This is a genomic window from Endozoicomonas sp. ALB091, assembly GCF_049310265.1.
In the GTDB taxonomy this organism is placed as follows: domain Bacteria; phylum Pseudomonadota; class Gammaproteobacteria; order Pseudomonadales; family Endozoicomonadaceae; genus Endozoicomonas.
This window is the reverse complement of the sequence record NZ_JBLYNQ010000003.1, coordinates 678,928-696,817: the sequence shown is the minus strand read 5'-3', so window position 1 is coordinate 696,817 and position 17,890 is coordinate 678,928. Positions and strand designations below refer to the sequence as shown.

Below are 17,890 nucleotides of genomic sequence, written 5' to 3'. Positions count from 1 at the left end.
TCCGTAGTCTGAATCGTTCAAAACACCCACTCAAACAGGGTATGCACTCCTTTGCTACGCAGTTGTATGCGATTGAGCAGCAAAAAAAGCGATTAAAGTATTCAGGGAGGTGCTTAGTGATAGTCCCTCTTACGGTAGATATTAAGAGGCTGTTTTAAAAATTATTGATCATTAACTCAGAATAACTCTGTTGTCATTCTGTACAGGGGTTATGTACAGGATACATCTCACATAGATGTGAACGCGCTGGCCGTTGGCTATCTCTACAAGATGGATTCCGTACATTAATCCCTGTACGGAATGACAACGGAGTAAAGTAACCAGTTTTCTGACATTTTCAAAAACCAAAAAAATCCGTATAACTTATTGAAATTAAATGTTTTCCCTGGACACTCTGTAGCTGTAGGAAATATTTTCAATCCCGATAATCTCTTCCAGCTGCGACCACTTCTGTTTAACGGTTGAAGAAGGAATTCGATTCACCTCTGCCTGCCCGAACAGTTTGTTCTTGATCAAGTCACCGTCGGTCAGGGGGGTTCCCCGGTTATTCAATACATTGAAGAGTCGGTAAGACGAGGCAAAATCCTCCGTACGAACAAATACAATAAACACATGACGCAATAGGTAGCGGGTAAATTTGATCAACGTTGCTTCATCATGGTCGGCCAGATACTCACCAATGACCCTGAAATTGTTGATGAACAGGTTCTCAGTATGAGTCGGTTTTACGGGAAGATTAGCATGCTTGCCCATGACAACATGATTGGTAAACAGCTCGTACTCTTTCATGCGAACCTGCAAGCGGGGTTCTTCCGTGGTGTCTGCATACGGGTCTTCATGGAGGATGCGCTCCTGGAGGTCGGCTTTCACTTTGACATTGCTGATGAGCTGACACAGTTTTGCACAAATCAGCGTCAGCGTGGTCAGGCGTTGCTGGCCATCTACCACCTCAAACCGGTAGTCATTTTTCGGATCCTGAATACAGATCAGACTACCAATAAAATATTAGTGATGCTACGCAAAGCACTGGCTTTTACCTCTGCCAGAATATCAGAAATTTTCAGTGTTTTCGGAAGTAAGCGTATGGGACTCAGGGTAATTTTATTGGGCACTAACCCTTTAATTTCGCAGCCTGTGGTCAGCGCTGAGAAGCTCGACAACGCATGGCAGATTGCCATCTCTGTATGGCTGTAAAATCTGGGGGTATAAGTGAATTTTGGCCTTAGCCAAAGAGAATGACGGTGGGTGTTATTACCTCTATTTTGCTTCAAAATCGTTCAAATTTAAGGAGAGCGGTTCCAAATGATTTTGCTCTTGCTGCTATAAAGGATCCATAGAGACAAAAGGGATTAGAGATCGTATAATCCTCCGAATTTTGTCTGGCGCATACTGATCGATAACTCCTATGTATAAATTGACACGAAGTGCCCTGTTTTGCCTTTCTGCCGAAACTGCCCATGATTTTGCCATGGAAATGATCAGTGCGGGGGGGCGTCTTGGTCTTACCCGGTTGATGGCTCCTGCTGTCCCTGCCAAACCAAGGGAAGTGATGGGACTGACCTTTAACAATCCGGTTGGGTTGGCAGCGGGGCTGGATAAAAATGGTGAGTGTATCGATGGTCTGGGCAGTCTGGGCTTTGGCTTTCTTGAGCTGGGAACCGTGACGCCGGTGGGGCAGCCCGGCAACCCCAAACCAAGAATGTTCCGTATCCCTGAGAGAGAAGCGTTGATCAACCGTATGGGGTTTAATAATCTGGGTGTGGATCAACTGGTCGCGAATGTTCAAAAGAGCCGGTACCAAGGCATTATCGGTATTAATATTGGCAAGAACCTGACCACGGCTGTTGAAGATGCCAACCAGGATTATCTCACCTGTCTGCGTAAGGTATATCCCTACGCTGGTTATGTTGCCGTTAACCTCTCTTCCCCGAATACACCGGGGTTAAGAAAACTGCAATATGGTGATGCCTTGAAAAGCCTGCTGTCAGTGCTGAAGGAAGAACAGGCGTCACTGGCTAAAGCCCATGGTCGCCAGGTTCCTCTGGCCATCAAAATTGCCCCGGATATGACCGACGATGAAATAGCCGCAGTTGCTGCCGAGTTGGTGTCGTATGAGCTGGATGGCGTAATTGCCACCAATACGACACTGGATCGAGATAAGGTCAGCGGCTTTGCGACAGCCGAGGAAGCGGGAGGACTCAGTGGTGCGCCGTTGAGTGATAAGTCCACGGCAGTGATTCGACTGCTTGCCAGTGAGCTTTCCGGTAAGCTGCCGATTATCGGCGTCGGTGGTGTTATGGATGCTCAGACGGCCGCTGATAAGATCCGGGCGGGGGCCAGCCTGGTGCAGATATATTCGGGCTTTATTTATAAGGGGCCGGAGTTGATCCGAGAGGCTGCGGAAGCCGTCTATTCTGTTGATGCATGAGAAAGCGCGTTGATCAAGCGGGTGATGTCAAAAAGCCCCGGACGGGGCTTGTTGACAGCGCAATCAGAGCTGGTTGGCTGAATAGGAGTGAGAGAAGTTATACATTCGGTGTAACCCCGAGATTCCTGTCATTCCTTCCCAGTTATCAACTCGACCTTCACGCCAGCCACTTAACCACGACTGGCGCAAATCTGCCTCCTGATGGGGGCAGATATCCCTGGAACGGCCAGACAGGCCCACTTGGTATCCTTTATTAAAGGCTCTATCTGATTTATCCCTTTTGAGTCTTTTCAACATGGTAATGCCTCTTGCTGATATGGTTTTTGACGGCCTCCCTGGCGCCTCGGGCTTGGTTCAGAATGACCGGACAGCTGACTTCACCCCGTGGTGGAGGTAACTAGTCGCAAGTGCTAACTGTCCCCCAAAAGACAGTGCGGGTAAAGTGTCGACTGAAGAAGGTATTCACCCAAGGAAAGTCAACATTCTAAGTTTTATCCAAATCTGAAGCTTTTGTTGAGAAAACATTGAGAATTTTTAGTTAAGAAGAGCTGTTTTTTAGCTTTTTTCAGGAATATGACGTTATGAGTACAACGATGTTGACTCTGTTTGCCAGTTGTCCCAAGGGGGTAGAATCCCTGCTGGCAGAAGAGCTGAAGGAACTGGGAGCCAGTGAAGTGGCGGAGACGGTTGCCGGAGTCAGCTTTGCCGGTCACCTTGAGTTGGCCTACAGGGCTTGCCTGTGGTCTCGTCTGGCCAGTCGGATTCTGCTGCGCATCGGCGAAGTGGATGCTTCTGACAAGCATTCGCTGTATCGGGGTGTGCAGTCGTTTGACTGGGATGATCATCTGGATCAGGGCTCCAGTTTTCGGATTGATTTCAATGGTTCGACACCGGATATCACCCATACCCGCTTTGGCTCCCAGTTGGTAAAGGATGCCATTGTTGATCAGCTGCGTGATCGTTATGGCTGGCGGCCATCTGTGGATAACAGCAAGCCGGATCTGCGGGTCAATGTGCACGCCAGAAGCGGCAGGGCATTTGTTGCCATTGACCTGTCAGGCCAGAGCCTGCATGAGCGCGGTTACCGCCTGGAAGCCGGTGAAGCACCCCTGAAAGAAAACCTGGCGGCAGCGATTTTGTACCGTGCCCGCTGGCCTGAACTGGCGAAACAGGGCAGCACACTGCTGGACCCTATGTGTGGTTCAGGCACCTTTCTGATTGAAGGTGCCATGATGGCGGCGGATATCGCGCCGGGATTGCTCAGGGCCCGTTTTGGCTTTGATAAGTGGATGGGGCATATTCCCAAAATCTGGTTGGCAGTACTGGAGGAAGCCCGTGCCCGTCGCACGGCTGGCCTGGCTGCGATTAAGACGACCATCGTCGGATATGAAGGTCTGCCAAAAATTGTCGGGAGAGCCAGGGCCAATATCCAGCGTGCCGGGCTGGGTAAGCTGATTACTGTCAAACAACAGGAGCTGGCCAGTCTGAAGGTTGACCCGGAGATTCCAGCCGGACTGGTGATTGCTAACCCACCCTATGGTGAGCGTATGGGTGATGAGGCCAGTCTCGTTTATCTCTACAAACACCTTGGCGAAAAAATCAAACAGCAGACGCCGGGTTGGCAGGCGGCGATCTTTACCTCTTCACAGGCGCTGGTCAGAAGTCTGGGCATGGGGCCGAAGAAAAGCTATACCCTGTTTAATGGTGCGCTCTCCTGCAAGCTGTTTCTCTATGATGTTCGTGAGCGACAGGCTGACCAGCCTGCTTCCGGGCAGAGCCGTGTGGACAGTGCGGCTAATACCTTATTCAAGGCCAGCACCGCCGGTGGTGAAATGTTTGCCAACCGCTTGAAGAAGAATCTGAAGCAGTTGGGTAAGTGGGCCAGGAAAGAGAGTGTCGACTGCTATCGCCTGTATGATGCGGATATGCCGGAGTATGCCGTTGCCGTCGATCTCTACAGGGATTGGGTTCATGTGCAGGAATACGCGGCACCGAAAAGCATTGATGAGACTAAGGCCCATCAGCGTCTGCTGGAAGCGCTGGAAGTGATTCCCGGTGTATTGGGTATTCCGGATAGTCATGTGGTCTTCAAGCGTCGTGAACGTCAGTCTGGCAAGCGGCAGTACGAAAAGCTTGAGCAGTCCGGTGATATGCTTGAGGTAAAAGAAGGGGATTGTCGTTTACTGGTGAACCTGAGGGACTATCTGGATACCGGACTGTTTCTGGATCACAGGAAAATGCGCCTGCGCATTGCCCGGGAGGCCGCAGGTAAAGATTTCCTGAACCTGTTCTGCTACACCGGAACGGCAACCGTTCATGCCGCCGTGGCCGGTGCGGCCAGTACCACCAGTGTCGATCTATCGAATACCTACCTTGGCTGGGCCAGAAAGAATCTGGCGCTCAATGGCCTGGTGGACCGCAAACACCGGTTGGAGCAGGCGGACTGCCTGCAGTGGCTGAAACAGGAGACACGGAACTATGATCTGATCTTTATGGATCCCCCTACCTTCTCAAACTCCAAGCGGCTGCGCGGGGTATTTGATGTGCAGGAAGCCCATGTTGAGTTGGTCGAGCGGGCAATGGCCAGGCTGAAACCGGGTGGGGTGCTCTATTTCTCCAACAACTTCCGACGTTTCCAGCTGGCCAAAGAACTGGAGCAGAAGTTCAGTGTTGAGGAGATCACTGCTACTACCATTGATCGGGATTTCCAGCGGAGACCGGGTATTCATCGTTGCTGGTGTATTCAGCGCTGAGTACTGAAGATGTGAGCATTTAATTCAGTAATATTTATAGTCCATATTAATCTTTGTGGTTATAAAGCCTCACTCTTATAGTGCATGCTGTTAAGTTATGGATTGATGGGGAAAATAATGAATCTGGAGATGATTAATCAGGATCTGTCGACTCTGAGCCCGCAGGCTATTATCCAGTGGGCCGTCCAGCGTGCTGATAAACCTGTGCTGACCACCAACTTCGGGCCCCATGAAGCGGCCATTATCCATATGGCCACCCGGGTCAAGCCGGATATCCCGGTGGTCTGGATCGATTCGGGCTACGGTACTGACGCGACGTACCGCTTTGCTGATCAGCTGATTCGGCGTTTGCAGCTTAATATCCGGGTTTTTCACCCACAATACAGTCGTGGTTTTCGTGATGCCATTTACGGTGGTGTGCCGGAGGTTGATACCCCGGAACATGATGAGTTTACCCGGCAGGTAAAACTGGAGCCTTTTGCCCGTGCCATGGACGCATCAGCACCGGATTACTGGCTGACCGCCATCCGTAAGGATCAGACTGAATTCCGGCAAAACCTTGATGTGGTCAGTCTGACCAACAATGGCTATTACCGGGTGGCACCACTCCTTAACTGGACGGAACTCGATGTTGAGGAGTACCTGGTTACTCACGATCTGCCCATCGAGGAAGATTACTACGACCCGACAAAAGTATACGGACACCGGGAGTGTGGTTTGCATACTTCTGTGGCGGGTTAGGAACTGGCATTCGGCATTTCTGGTAAGGAATAGTCCTTGAATAATTTACACATTTCGGAGCCTCCGAACTCCGTTCGTCCTGAGCCTGTCGAAGGGCGTTAACTCCGAGGCATGATAGATTGTGCCAGGCACCCTTCAACTCCGCTCAGGATGAACGGAGAGTGAGTTCTGAAAGTCGGAATTATTTAAGGACAATTACTAAGCGCTTCCCGTTACCCGCCACCCGAAAGAGACAGGCCGCTTATTTACTTTTTACTGCCGCCCCGGCAATCCGGTGATGTCGGGGCGGTCTGGTTTCTTGTCTGCCACTCAACGGGGGTGTAAGTGTGTAGCGCCAGCGCATGAATCTGCTCTCGCAGTTCGTCAGCCAGCAGTCCATAGATCATCTGGTGCCGTTTGACCGGCATTTTCCCTTCAAATGCTTCACTGACAATCACTACCTTAAAGTGTGACTCTGAGCCCGGTGGCGTGTTGTGCAGATGGCTCTCATTGGTTACATCGATTAAGTCATTCTGTAAGGACTCATTCAGCTTATCGATGATATTTTCTTTCATTCCCATACATCACCTCTTCAGTCCCGGCCCGAACGACAAGGAGTTTGTCTTACCTGGCAATTTCTTTCTGGCACATTATAAGTAGCTAACCCTGTGAAATCATATATTTCTAACGCCTTGCACTGGTTTATGGATGATTTTTTTTCATGGTCTATGCTCATACCACCTTATTGCAGAAGCCCTCCGCTCAGTTGTTTTCAGGCTATACGGCGAAGTTCTCCTTTTACATGATATTAAAGGTGCAGGTCTTATGGGAAATCCGGATAAAGGTTTTGCTGGCAGAACAGTGAAGTCAGCCATAACCTTTCTGTCTGCTGCAGTGATTATTGCCGCCTCCTCAACCATCGCCCATGCGCAAAAGGCAGAAGCCTCCGATAAGGACAGCGATGATGGTGTACCTCTCTATACGGTGCAGGCTGACGGGGAGTCCGGTGGCAAGCTCCAACAAAAAAGAAGGGCGAATATCAATCCACAAAACCTCAGTGTATCCAGGGATTTTAAATTCTATAACCAGGTTGCCGCCCTTGACCTTACCGACCCGGTGCAGGCAGAAACTTTTCTGAAGTTTATGGATATCCGGTTGGCAGAAAAGAACCTGAATGAAGAGGTGGTACTGGTCGGTAACAATGAGTCCGAAACCAGGGCAAAGGAAGTGGTGGTGCCGGTTGAGCAGACAGTAGTCACAGCAGAGCAGCAAAGAGCCTTAAAACCTGAGGTGGAAAATGAGACAGGTGTTGTACGTCAAATGCCTGTCAACACCGCCATTACCAGAGATTCAAAAGCCCGGGAGTCAAAAGTTGTCAGGCCTGCAAAACTCGATAAGGGGAGGGAACAGCAGGGGCCGCGTTCAAGGAGTGTACAAAAGGACAATAGCAAGGTCAGTGAAGCAAAGTCAGCACTGGTTAAAGAAAAGGACCAGGCAAGATTGGCCCGGGTAAATGAGGCCCGTCAGGCAAGGGAGCAGGCCAGAAAGAAAGCTGAAGAGCAGAGGCTGGCACGGGAAACGGAAGAGAAAGCCAAAGCGGAAGAGTTAAGGTTGGCTGAGGAACAGCGCAGGGCTAAGAGAAAAGCCAAAGCCGAAGAGTTGAGACTGGCTAAAGAAAAGCGAAAAGCAGAGGAAAAGGCCAAAGCCGAAGCGTTGAGAGCGGCTGAAGAAAAGCGGAAAGCGGAGGAAAAGGCCAAAGCCGAAGCCTTGAGAATGGCTGAAGAAAAACGGAAAGCAGAGGAAGAAAAAGCCAAAGCTGAAGCGTTGAGAGCGGCTGAAGAAAAACGCAAGGTAGAGGAAGAAAAAGCTAAAGCTGAATCGTTGAGACTGGCTGAAGAAAAACGAAAAACGGAAGAAAAAGCCAAAGCCGAAGCGTTGAGAGTGGCTGAGGAAAAGCGTAAAGCGGAAGAAAAGGCCAAAGCCGATGAGTTAAAAGTGGCTGAAGAAAAGCGGAAAGCAGAGGAAAAGGCCAGAGAAGAGAAAGTAGCCGAAAAGAAGAAAAAGCACGAAGCTGCCCTGGTGCAACAGGAATCAGATAAAGCAAAACCATCCAAAGAGGCCGCTGTCAGCATTCTACCCAGCCGCCCTGTGGCGTATCAGATTGCAGCAGAACAGGATCCCGGCATCATCAACTTTGATCAGGCCATTACCCGCCGCTTCAAGGTGGCAGGCTCATACCTGGATAAAGGTGAACACGGCAATAATATCGTCAAGGATCATAGAGGCCGGGAGTTTATCAATGTTATGGCCTTCTGGGATGTGCTGGTGGAACACCGGGACAACGGTGAGCATTATTACTACGGCAGCATTCAGTTCCCCCTGGGCAGTCGCCATCCGGCCATTATTAAAAGTACGGTAACCGGTGATGAAATCGCGCTGGGCTGTAAAACTGGTGAAGTTCTGGTATTGAAGGGCTTTGAGACAGAAGGGATTGATTATACCCATGGGCTGGTGGATGCCTACCTTGCCCACTCCGTGGTTATGCCAGATGGAACGATCGCCTTTCAGGAGGTGGTGCGTCAGCCTTCCTTCAGTCTGGTTAATGCAGAAACCGGCTGTATGTCCCGCGATATATTCTCAAGAAATCATGTGGATCCGGAAAGGATGGGGCATGACAAAACCCTTGATGCGTTACCGGTCAGAGAGTAATTAGCCATTCTTGATCACCATCAGGCGGTCGCCTGCTCTTGCCTCAGAGTGAATCCAGGCACTGAATGGGCTGCCCCCTGCGGAGCGAGCAATAATGCACTCCAGTGTTTGTGATTCGTCGTTGACGCCGGTAACCGGGTAAGTGGCTTCAAAACCTTCATTGGATACCAGGGTAATATGTTCGCCAATGGCAACCTCGAAAGGCAGGCGGGTGGATAACTTGATGATGACTTCCGTTGAGCTGAGTGATGTCAGCTCAGTAAGAATGCCGGGTACTTCATCCCGGGTAGGCAGTGCCAGGCTTAAATCACCAGTTACTTTGGTCTGACAGGCGAGAATATAGCCTTTTTTGATTTGCTCAGCAGTCAGTAACGACTGGGCTTCTGTCGGTACAGGCCCGGCTGTCACCCGAAGCATGCAGGAGTGACAGACCCCGGCCCGGCAGGACCAGGGTGCCCTGGCATGCTGGCGCAGTAATCCATCCAGAAGGTTCTCGTTCTCAACCATCGGGTAACTGTTGCCCTGAAATTGAATCTTCGGCACGGAAAAAACCTGACATGTTGCACAGTGAATTTGGTGTGCAAGTTTACAACCTGCAATCGATAATACCAGTTGTACTCATAGTACATGGTTTCAATGAGTTTGACGGGTTGTCGTGCCTCCGCACTCCGTTCGTCCTGAGTGCTGAGCTTGACGAAGCATCGAAGGACCCATAGGGCCTAAAGGCGGAAACTCCGGACTCTGATAGATCGTGCCAAGCACCCTTCGACTCCGCTCAGGGTGAACGGAGATCATACACGTCAAACTCATTGAAACCATGTACTAGGAGGCTGACCGAGAATAGCGCCCGTAGCGAGGATGGCAGAAAATTGAGGATAAAAATTCGGTTTTGTGAGGTGAATAGCGGGGCTATTTGCCGAACAAAAGCGGATTTTTAGACCAATTTGCTGCCACCGCAGTAGGGCAGTCTATTCTCGGTCAGCCTCCTAGGAGCCTGTCGGACTTAAGCGTCCGTAGCGACGCTTTTTGAGAAAACTTTACCTCTCCTGCGGTTAATCAATGTTATTAGCTTTTGGCGTTGGTATAATCCCCGTCAAAATAAGATGAGGTTTGCCTGCCGTTAAAACTGTGCAAATGTGCATAATGCTCTCAGTTTATTGCACAGGTTCAAATCGGCAAGGTCGGATTGCGCAATAAAATCGTAGAACAAGGGGTGAAAACCAATGAATGTTGTGATTCGGGAAGATGATTTAATTCTGAGTGTGGCGGACGCACTGCAGTTTATTTCCTACTATCATCCCATTGATTTTATTGATGCGGTTTATCAGGCCTACCAGAAAGAAGAGTCCAGGGCGGCGAAAGATGCCATGGCTCAGATTCTGGTGAACTCCAGAATGTGCGCCATGGGCAAGCGTCCTATCTGCCAGGATACCGGTATCGTTACTGTTTTTGTCCGTGTGGGTATGAATGTACGTTTTGATACTGACCGCTCCATTGAAGACCTGATCAACGAAGGTGTTCGCCGGGCCTATACCCATCCGGACAACGTACTCCGTGCTTCCGTCCTGGCCGATCCTGCCGGTGCCCGCACAAACACCAGAGACAACACGCCAGCGGTTATCCATATGACCCTGGTGCCGGGAGACACCGTTGAGGTGGAACTGGCTGCCAAAGGTGGTGGCTCTGAAAACAAATCCAAAATGGTTATGCTCAACCCATCCGACAGCATTGTTGAGTGGGTGAAAAAGACGGTACCGACCATGGGGGCTGGCTGGTGTCCTCCCGGCATGTTGGGTATCGGTATTGGCGGTACCGCTGAAAAAGCCATGCTGATGGCCAAAGAAGCCTTGATGGAACCCATCGACATTCATGAACTCCGTGCCCGTGGTCCGCAGAACCGGGTGGAAGAGCTGCGTCTGGAGATTATGGATGAAGTGAACAAGCTGGGCATCGGTGCCCAGGGCCTGGGTGGTTTGACCACCGTGCTGGATATCAAAATCAAGGATTACCCCACCCACGCCGCTTCTCTGCCTGTGGCCATGATTCCCAACTGTGCCGCCACTCGCCATGCCCACTTTACCTTGAACGGCAATGGTCCGGTATATCAGAAAGCACCGAATATTGATGACTACCCGGAAGTCAGCCTGGATATGGGCGAAGGGGTGCGCAAGGTCAATGTCGACAACCTGAGCCATGATGACATCAAAAGCTGGCAGCCAGGTGATACTGTGCTGCTGTCTGGCAAGATTCTCACCGGTCGGGATGCCGCCCATAAACGCATGGTGGATATGATCTCCAAAGGGGAAGAGCTGCCGGTTGATCTGAAAGGGCGCTTTATCTACTACGTAGGCCCCGTTGACCCTGTGCGTGATGAAGCCGTTGGCCCGGCTGGCCCAACCACCTCAACCCGTATGGATAAGTTTACCCGCACCATGCTGGAGAGCACCGGTCTTGCCGGTATGATCGGTAAGGCAGAGCGCGGCCCGGCAGCCATTGAGGCTATCAGGGATAATGAGTCTGTTTACCTGATCGCCGTCGGTGGTGCCGCTTACCTGGTCTCCCAGGCGGTGAAAAAGGCGGAAGTGCTGGCCTTCCCTGAACTGGGAATGGAAGCGATCTACGAATTTGAAGTGGAAGATATGCCGGTGACGGTAGCGGTAGACTGCCGTGGCGAATCGGTACACAACACAGGTCCGCAGATCTGGAAAAAGAAGATCGAAGAGCAGGTGCTGAAGATTCAATAAGCCAGACAATCCCCGCCCTGCCATTACTGGCAGGGCTGCAGGGGAAATTTTTCATTCAGGCGTACATTTCAGAAGTTCTTTTTTCAACAAATAAGGCAAGTTGAAAGAGGACATTGTTTGTTTATCAAACGCAGCCCTCAGCCTTCTCTTGCACAAAGTTTGCAGACCGGGAGGCTTTTCCAGAGGGTCGTAGCCTAATTTCTGAGTGACTGTTCGGATAACATCCGGTGTCGAGCTTCTTTGAGGACAGCCGCCGTGCTGGAGCAGGTCAAAAGCAATTTCATAAAACCTGTTTTCGTTGGCCCAGAACAGGGGGGTACCTTTACCCTGGTCACGGCTATGAACATCTGCCTTATGCTGCAACAATAACTTCACCACCTGGTTATGTCCTTGAGCTGCTGCCAGCGTCAAGGGCGTATACTTTCCAGTGGTCCTGCCGTGAACATCGGCCCCTGATTGCAACAGTAGTTCAACAAATTTAATTCGCCCGGATTGGGCCGCAATAGCCAGCGAAGTGCATGGAAAGGTATCACAATCGATGCAGTCAGGATTGGCTCCCGATTGCAACAGAAGTTTCACTAACTCCATATCCCACTTGGCGATGGCCGCTGAAAGTGGTGGAAATGTTCGGTTTTTAAGGCCGTTTACATCATTCGCATTATGCTGCAACAGCAATTTCACGATCTCGATGGGGGCTTTTTCAACAGCCAGTCTCAGCAGGCCTTTCCACGGGCCTTGCCATTGTGCACTATGTTCCAATAACAGCTTGACTACGTGAACATGCCCGTGCATGACCGCTTTGCTCAGGGAATTCTCCCCATAGCTGTTGTCACAGCTTTGAATGTTGGCTCCATAACTCAGCAGTAGCCTGACAATCTCAGTATATCCCCTGACCGCAGCCTTTCGCAGTGGTGTCCCACTTCCGGACGTTTGGCTATTAACGTCGGCCCCTCTATTTAGCAGCAGGCTTATCGCCCCAATCTGGCCATACTCTGCCGCCAGAGTGAGGGGCGTTGCTGCTCCGCTGGTATGGCTGTGAATATCTGCGCCGTGCTCCAGCAACAGGCTGATCGCTTCAACCTGCCCATATTTTGCCGCCTGAGCCAGGGGCGTTTCCTCTCCTCGGGTATGGCTGTAAATATCCGCGCCGTGCTTCAGCAACAGGCTTATCGCGCCAACTTGTCCATATTTTGCCGCCTGGGCCAGTGGCGTTTCCTCCCCGCTGGCATGGCTGTGAATATCCGCGCCATGCTCCAGCAACAGGCTTATCGCGCCAACCTGTCCCCGCCGGGCAGCCTGGGACAGTGGTGTTTCCCCTCCGCAGACATGGCTGTGAACATCCGCACCATGGGCCAGCAACAGGCTTATCGCCTTAATCTGTCCACGCTTGGCAGCCTGAGACAGCGGTGATTCCGCTGCGTGGGCATAGTAGTAGATATCCGTGTCATATCTCCGCCAGACAGCCATGGGGCGCAGTATTTTCCCCGCGCGGACATGGCGGTCAATATCCGCGCCATGCTCCAGCAGCAGGCTTATCGCCTCAACCTGTCCCCACCTGGCAGCCTGGGTCAGGGGAGTCCGTAAGCCGATGGTATTGCCGTTAACGTTTGCCCGGTAATCCAGCAACAGCTGCATTACTTTGATGTTACCCCGGCCAGCAGCCGTAGCCAGTGGTGTCAGGCCCTTGGCATCGCAGTGGTCAACAGGTGCCCCGGACTCCAACAGCAACCGGGTTATGTCAGATAACCCGTATATGGCAGCCCGGCTTAATGGAGTAAGCCTGGAGGGGGACTGGCAGGCAGGTCGCTTGAGCAATTGTTCGTTGCTGCCATCAACCTCTGCACCATTTTGCAGTTGCCACGCCACCATCCTGATATCACCGGACTCAACGGCGCAATTCAGTGGGAGTATGTTGGCAGAGTAGGCACCCACACAACGGTTGTCGTCGGTAACAGCCAGGCCGTTGGTCCTGACTCCGGACTGCATTGCCACAGACCGTTTGCGACCATTGGGTGGTGGTAATCCATTGCGATCGGATGTTGCCAGATCGCCGGGGCCAGAGCTTGGGGGAATCTGTTTTGCACAAGCCGATAAAGCAGTGTCGACTAATGCCTTTGACGCCGCTGAATTTTCAGCAGCACCGGTTGGTGGCCAGCCAGGATAGCCCCTGGCATTAAGTGGTTGCATGGTAATTACCATCAGTCCGAATATGTTTCAGGATCCTTAGAGCAATCACCCTGAAAAAGGTTCCGGCCTGTTACTCACCAGGCGACAGTTGCCTGATTGCTGGTACTTACGCGCATCTTGCCAACCCCGGGATCTTTTATGCCCAGTGTCAGCCGGATATCGTTGATCACCAACTCATCGATGGCCGTAAGATTGAGGCTGCTATCACCAAGGTAGGAATAATTGGACAGTGTGAAGCTGGTGGCCATTAACTTCCAGGCGCATTGTCGGCTATCCAGGGCTGGATCAAACAATCCTTGTTTTTGGCCGAGGGTAATCACACCTCCAATCAGGTCTGTCAGGCTGACCATGGACTCACAATAGACCGTTTTCAGCTGTTCATTGCGCCACATTTCATCGGCAGCACTGAGCCACACCCGGTTTTCAAACTCACGGTCCGGGAAGTTTGATGGCAGTAACATCTGCAGCAGGGCTTCGTAGGGTGGTAATCCCTTAATGGCCTCCAGGTCGGAGTCAACGGATGATGATATGGCATAACGGATTACTTCGGTTTTCAACTCATCCAGCGACGAAAAGTGATGGTGGATGGTTCCCGTAGCGGCACCCATTTCGGCGGCAACCTTGCGGGCAGTTATGCCGGCAAAGCCACAGGACACCACCAGGGAGAGGGTGGCCTCCAGAATAGCTTTGCGTTTTTCATCCTTTGGCCTGTGTGTCATGATGCTGGTAGGTGGTGCGGTGGTTGCCGGTAAAGCCCTGGGGGCCGGAGATACACGCAGGGCGTCCAATATTTTTACCAAATCCCTGACGGTGATTGTTATCTTTGCCCTCACTGTGTCCAGCCTGGCACACTTTTTCGCCGGGGATATCGCGGCTTTTGTGGGAGCCGACGAGGAAGCACTGCCTTTGACCACGGAATATATCCGTATAATTTCGCCTTTTATGTTGTTCATGGGGCTGGCTTACACCTTATCGTATTTTGCCCGGGTTGATGATGCGCCAAATTATGCCCTGGCCGGGCTGGTGCTTACCGCCTTCACGAACATTGTACTGGATGCGTTGTTTATCAAAATGTGGGGCTGGGGTGTCAGTGGCGCAGCATTTGCCAGTGGTATCGCTTATACGCTGGGTACTGCGTTTCTGATGGTACGTTTCTTTGGCAGGCAGGCCCGCATTCGGTTGATTAAACCCTATGGTTCCTGGTCTGAGTTGTTCCGGGCTGCTTACAATGGCTTTTCCGAGTTTATAAATGAGATGTCCGGTGGACTGCTCATGTTCGTTATTAACTGGATTCTGATTATTGAAGCAGGCACTACCGGCGTTGCCGCCTTTACCATTGTCAATTATATCCTGTGGCTCAGCATCATGGTGGCATACGGCACTGCAGAAGCCCTGGGGCCTCTTGTCAGCGTTAACTTCGGTGCCAGAAAGCCAGAGCGTATTGTCAGCTTTGTGAGACTGGCTGTTGGTCTTGCCATTATGGTGGGTATTACCTTTGCGATGGCTCTGCTGGTTTATCCTGAGGAGCTGGCCAGTGTCTTTATTCAGAGTGACGAAGTGGCCACGCTGGCGCTGACCATGTCGATCATTGCCGTCATCTGGCCGACGTTTCTGTTTAACGGTATCAACATTACCCTGTCCGGCTATTTTACCGGTATGCATGCGGCTACCCAGTCGGCCCTGATTGCTGTCAGTCGCTCTCTGGTATTGCCATTGGTGCTGATCATTCTATTCTGGAAAACCCTGGGGCTTGAAGGTGCCTTTCTTGCCCTGCCGGTGGCCGAACTACTGACGTTTGCCCTCAGTGTCACGCTGTTTTACCGGGCAACACCTGAAATGATGGTGGGTAAAGATGTGGCATCAGCGAATAATAAAGTGGGCAACTCAGGAGTCTGTCGTACTTAATACTGACGTTGTGTTTTGTTTCCAGAACCCACTGTGGTGCTTGCCTGTGGGCAGCCTTCCGAAAGGCTGCCTGAATTAAAACTGCCAACCGTTGCTCCGATAACCTGACTAAATATCACTGGGAAAAGGAAACGATTGATGGATGGCATGAATGGCATTGGCGGGCTACGTAGTGTTTACCATCTGGCAGGTAAACCCCAAGTTCAGGAGACGGCATCCGGGAAAAAGTTCGGACGAAAAGTCAGTAAAACGGATCCGGTCCCTAAAAGGGATCTTCTTCCCAAACAATACCGTAACAAAAAAATAGCTGGCTACGTGATAAATGGCGTGGTTATCCAGCCAGTCAACAAGAGTGGCATGATTAACCAGCCAACCAGTACAGCAATTCTTCGGCTGCAGTGGTTTAACTGGGCTACCCACCAATTCCAAGGCAAAGGTTATGCCCCCTCTGTTGCCAGAGTTATGGCAGAACGGGTGTTAACCCAGTGCGGCTATGATTATCGCTCGGTGGAAATCATGGTTAACACCACGCCATTGACCCCACAGTCTGCCTTTCGAGAACTGCAGCGGCAAAATTATCAATGGGCAATGGGGCAATTCACCGCCAAAGGCTACCGCCCGGACCGGTCCCATGAAGCCATTGTTAATGCGCTGAACATCGCTGGCTCAGACCTGAACCGGTTTCAGCAGTGGGTTTCTGATGCTCCTCATGCTCAAAGTGATAAAAATGCCAACACACTGCGCCCCTGGATGATTGAACAAATTGAGAAAAAAGGCTTTTCCCCGGAGGAAGCACGGGCAGTAGTGGATAACCTGATCAGAGAGTCCGATGGCAACGTAGATTATCTGCGCCAGTTGGTTGGGAAAATTCACCCAAAAGGTGCCCCGCGCAAACTCTCTGCAGAGCAGATGGTCCAAAAGAATCGACAGTCACTTAATGTATTGGGGTTGACGGAAGGTGCCAGCCTGAATGATGTAAAAAAAGCCTACCGGAAACTGGCACTAAGGTGTCATCCTGATAAAAACCCTGGGAACGTTGATGAGAGTAACAAAACTTTTCAAATAATTACTGAGGCAAACAGGCACCTGATCGAAGATTCAGATTTGTTCAAAGGTCAAAGCTGATAGCGCCCTGGTGGGGGAATTAATTCAGCAGAGCATCCATTTGAGTCGATTCCCACAAACTGAACGCTGTCTCGTCTCGTTTCAGGAAGGCGATGTGAAGATCACCCATCATCTTATCCCGATTGTATTTTAGTTCGTTTGCTTTGTGCATCGCCTCTTCCCACTCAAGCTGGTCCAGACGGGCACCCAGATCAAACAGGTCGTTAGCATAGTCAATAACGCAATCGTAAAGGGTGTTAGAGCAGGAACTGTTTCTCCCCAGGACTTCCTTCAGGGCTTTGGGCAGTTCTTCTGGTGTCAGGGAGCCATTTCTGTTTTTCAGGGAGCGAAAGAGCTTACTGCCTTCATCACTGTTGAGCGTCAGGGTGATTCTCATAATAATGGACTTTTGTTCCATATCCAGATCATTGCAAGCGGCATCAAGCAGGCGATGGGAGGATGGGTCGGACGCTATTCCCTGCAAGAGCGTGATATATCCCATACTGACTTCATCTTCAGAATTGAATATTGGTTGCATGATCCCGGACAACTGTTCACTGGGAATGGTCTCTGCGATCTGAACCAGTAATTTGATATGGTCTTCCTGAATCAGACGGCGATGGTTGCTTGGATCGCCGTCATCACTTTCAATTGATTGCAGCAAAACGATCAGAGCCTGATGCAGTTCTTCCGGCGAGAGGCTGACACCCATTTGCCATAAGGCGGTGGCATGTCTGGGCATAACCGGGTACATACCCATTGGCTTTGTAAGTGAATAGGGCAAAATCTGCAGGGCAATATGCTTCATGCATTCGTAACAAGACGCCTCATAGTCAGTAATCCCAAGAGCTTTTTTCAAGGCCCGGGACCGTTCTTCAAGAGGCAAAATAGCACCTTTACCCATCAGGTCCTGAATTACTGCGGCCGCCATCTGATCGTCTATGCTGAGGGCAACTCTCAGGTCATGGTATTGGTTTTCCCGGAGTTTGGAAATTTCATTGGCCAGGGTAACAGGAGAAAGATTTCGTGAATCAACGACTTTCTTGCATACCGGGCATTGTGCGGGATCTTCTGGAATCGTCCGATGCTCAGGCCTTCTTTGCACCAGATTGGCTTTTCTGCCCTGAAAACAAGACTCCTGACAGGATGGACAAATAATCACATCCCCTGAATCCGGGTGCTTGAGAGGCACTGAGGAAGGAAATGGTATACCAGGCGTGGAAGCTAAATTATCCATAATTGGGTTTCTCAAGACCAGATTGTGTATTTGGTGGAGAAATCGTTTTTTTCATTCCAACGTATTCATCTGGTGTGTTTGTTTCATTAATAAAAAACAAGGG

At 50.9% G+C, this 17,890-nt stretch carries 14 protein-coding genes; 7 read left to right on the top strand and 7 right to left on the bottom strand.

All coding sequences use genetic code 11. The annotated features are described in order from the left end of the window. Positions 1 to 372 precede the first annotated feature (372 nt). Positions 373 to 948: a DUF262 domain-containing protein gene (locus ACO6UX_RS06045; RefSeq protein WP_422445794.1), complete on the bottom strand. Its 576-nt coding sequence runs from the start codon at positions 946 to 948 to the stop codon at positions 373 to 375. A gap of 457 nt (positions 949 to 1,405) precedes the next feature. Here ACO6UX_RS06045 and ACO6UX_RS06040 point away from each other — a divergent pair, with 457 nt between their 5' ends. After that, on the top strand, positions 1,406 to 2,428 hold the full coding sequence (locus ACO6UX_RS06040; RefSeq protein WP_422445792.1) for a quinone-dependent dihydroorotate dehydrogenase: 1,023 nt from the start codon (positions 1,406 to 1,408) through the stop codon (positions 2,426 to 2,428). Between the two features lie 63 nt (positions 2,429 to 2,491). Here ACO6UX_RS06040 and rmf read toward each other — a convergent pair whose 3' ends face one another. Then, on the bottom strand, positions 2,492 to 2,725 hold the full coding sequence (rmf, locus tag ACO6UX_RS06035) for a ribosome modulation factor (RefSeq protein ID WP_422445790.1): 234 nt from the start codon (positions 2,723 to 2,725) through the stop codon (positions 2,492 to 2,494). Positions 2,726 to 3,009: 284 nt separating this feature from the next. Here rmf and rlmKL point away from each other — a divergent pair, with 284 nt between their 5' ends. Both rlmKL and ACO6UX_RS06025 read left to right on the top strand, forming a co-directional pair. Beyond that, positions 3,010 to 5,181, top strand: coding sequence for a bifunctional 23S rRNA (guanine(2069)-N(7))-methyltransferase RlmK/23S rRNA (guanine(2445)-N(2))-methyltransferase RlmL (rlmKL, locus tag ACO6UX_RS06030; RefSeq protein ID WP_422445788.1), 2,172 nt, complete (start codon positions 3,010 to 3,012; stop codon positions 5,179 to 5,181). Positions 5,182 to 5,298: 117 nt separating this feature from the next. Then, positions 5,299 to 5,922, top strand: coding sequence for a phosphoadenosine phosphosulfate reductase family protein (locus ACO6UX_RS06025; protein WP_422445786.1), 624 nt, complete (start codon positions 5,299 to 5,301; stop codon positions 5,920 to 5,922). A 245-nt stretch (positions 5,923 to 6,167) separates the two neighbouring features. Here the strand turns inward: ACO6UX_RS06025 and ACO6UX_RS06020 are convergent, their stop codons facing one another. Then, the gene (locus ACO6UX_RS06020) at positions 6,168 to 6,476 is read right to left on the bottom strand and encodes a BolA family protein (RefSeq protein ID WP_420810395.1); all 309 of its coding nucleotides are present in this window, start codon (positions 6,474 to 6,476) and stop codon (positions 6,168 to 6,170) included. Positions 6,477 to 6,726: 250 nt separating this feature from the next. On the opposite strand from ACO6UX_RS06020, the gene ACO6UX_RS06015 reads away from it, so the two are divergent. After that, positions 6,727 to 8,610: a hypothetical protein gene (locus ACO6UX_RS06015; RefSeq protein ID WP_422445784.1), complete on the top strand. Its 1,884-nt coding sequence runs from the start codon at positions 6,727 to 6,729 to the stop codon at positions 8,608 to 8,610. Here the strand turns inward: ACO6UX_RS06015 and ACO6UX_RS06010 are convergent, their stop codons facing one another. Further along, a complete protein-coding gene (locus ACO6UX_RS06010; protein WP_422445782.1) occupies positions 8,611 to 9,153 on the bottom strand; it encodes a 2Fe-2S iron-sulfur cluster-binding protein in 543 nt (180 codons plus the stop codon). It abuts the gene before it with no gap. Positions 9,154 to 9,833: 680 nt separating this feature from the next. Between ACO6UX_RS06010 and ACO6UX_RS06005 the strand changes: the two genes are divergently transcribed. Further along, entirely contained in the window at positions 9,834 to 11,354 is a 1,521-nt protein-coding gene (locus tag ACO6UX_RS06005; RefSeq protein ID WP_422445780.1) for a fumarate hydratase, read from the top strand. Between the two features lie 51 nt (positions 11,355 to 11,405). On the opposite strand, the gene ACO6UX_RS06000 is transcribed toward ACO6UX_RS06005, so the two are convergent. Together ACO6UX_RS06000 and ACO6UX_RS05995 are read right to left on the bottom strand one after the other, a co-directional pair. Continuing rightward, positions 11,406 to 13,541 carry an ankyrin repeat domain-containing protein gene (locus ACO6UX_RS06000; RefSeq protein ID WP_422445778.1) on the bottom strand — a complete coding sequence of 712 codons (2,136 nt, stop codon included), beginning with the start codon at positions 13,539 to 13,541 and terminating at the stop codon, positions 11,406 to 11,408. A 74-nt stretch (positions 13,542 to 13,615) separates the two neighbouring features. Continuing rightward, complete coding sequence (locus ACO6UX_RS05995; RefSeq protein WP_422445776.1) at positions 13,616 to 14,260, bottom strand: TetR family transcriptional regulator; 645 nt, start codon at positions 14,258 to 14,260, stop codon at positions 13,616 to 13,618. Here ACO6UX_RS05995 and ACO6UX_RS05990 point away from each other — a divergent pair. Together ACO6UX_RS05990 and ACO6UX_RS05985 are read left to right on the top strand one after the other, a co-directional pair. Then, positions 14,259 to 15,446 (top strand): MATE family efflux transporter, encoded by a 1,188-nt coding sequence (locus tag ACO6UX_RS05990; protein WP_422445774.1) that lies wholly within the window; start codon positions 14,259 to 14,261, stop codon positions 15,444 to 15,446. The two genes, ACO6UX_RS05995 and ACO6UX_RS05990, sit on opposite strands and share 2 nt — an antisense overlap. A 138-nt stretch (positions 15,447 to 15,584) precedes the next feature. Then, a complete protein-coding gene (locus ACO6UX_RS05985; RefSeq protein WP_422445772.1) occupies positions 15,585 to 16,571 on the top strand; it encodes a J domain-containing protein in 987 nt (328 codons plus the stop codon). Between the two features lie 19 nt (positions 16,572 to 16,590). Here the strand turns inward: ACO6UX_RS05985 and ACO6UX_RS05980 are convergent, their stop codons facing one another. Then, positions 16,591 to 17,787: a hypothetical protein gene (locus ACO6UX_RS05980; RefSeq protein ID WP_422445770.1), complete on the bottom strand. Its 1,197-nt coding sequence runs from the start codon at positions 17,785 to 17,787 to the stop codon at positions 16,591 to 16,593. Positions 17,788 to 17,890 lie beyond the last annotated feature (103 nt).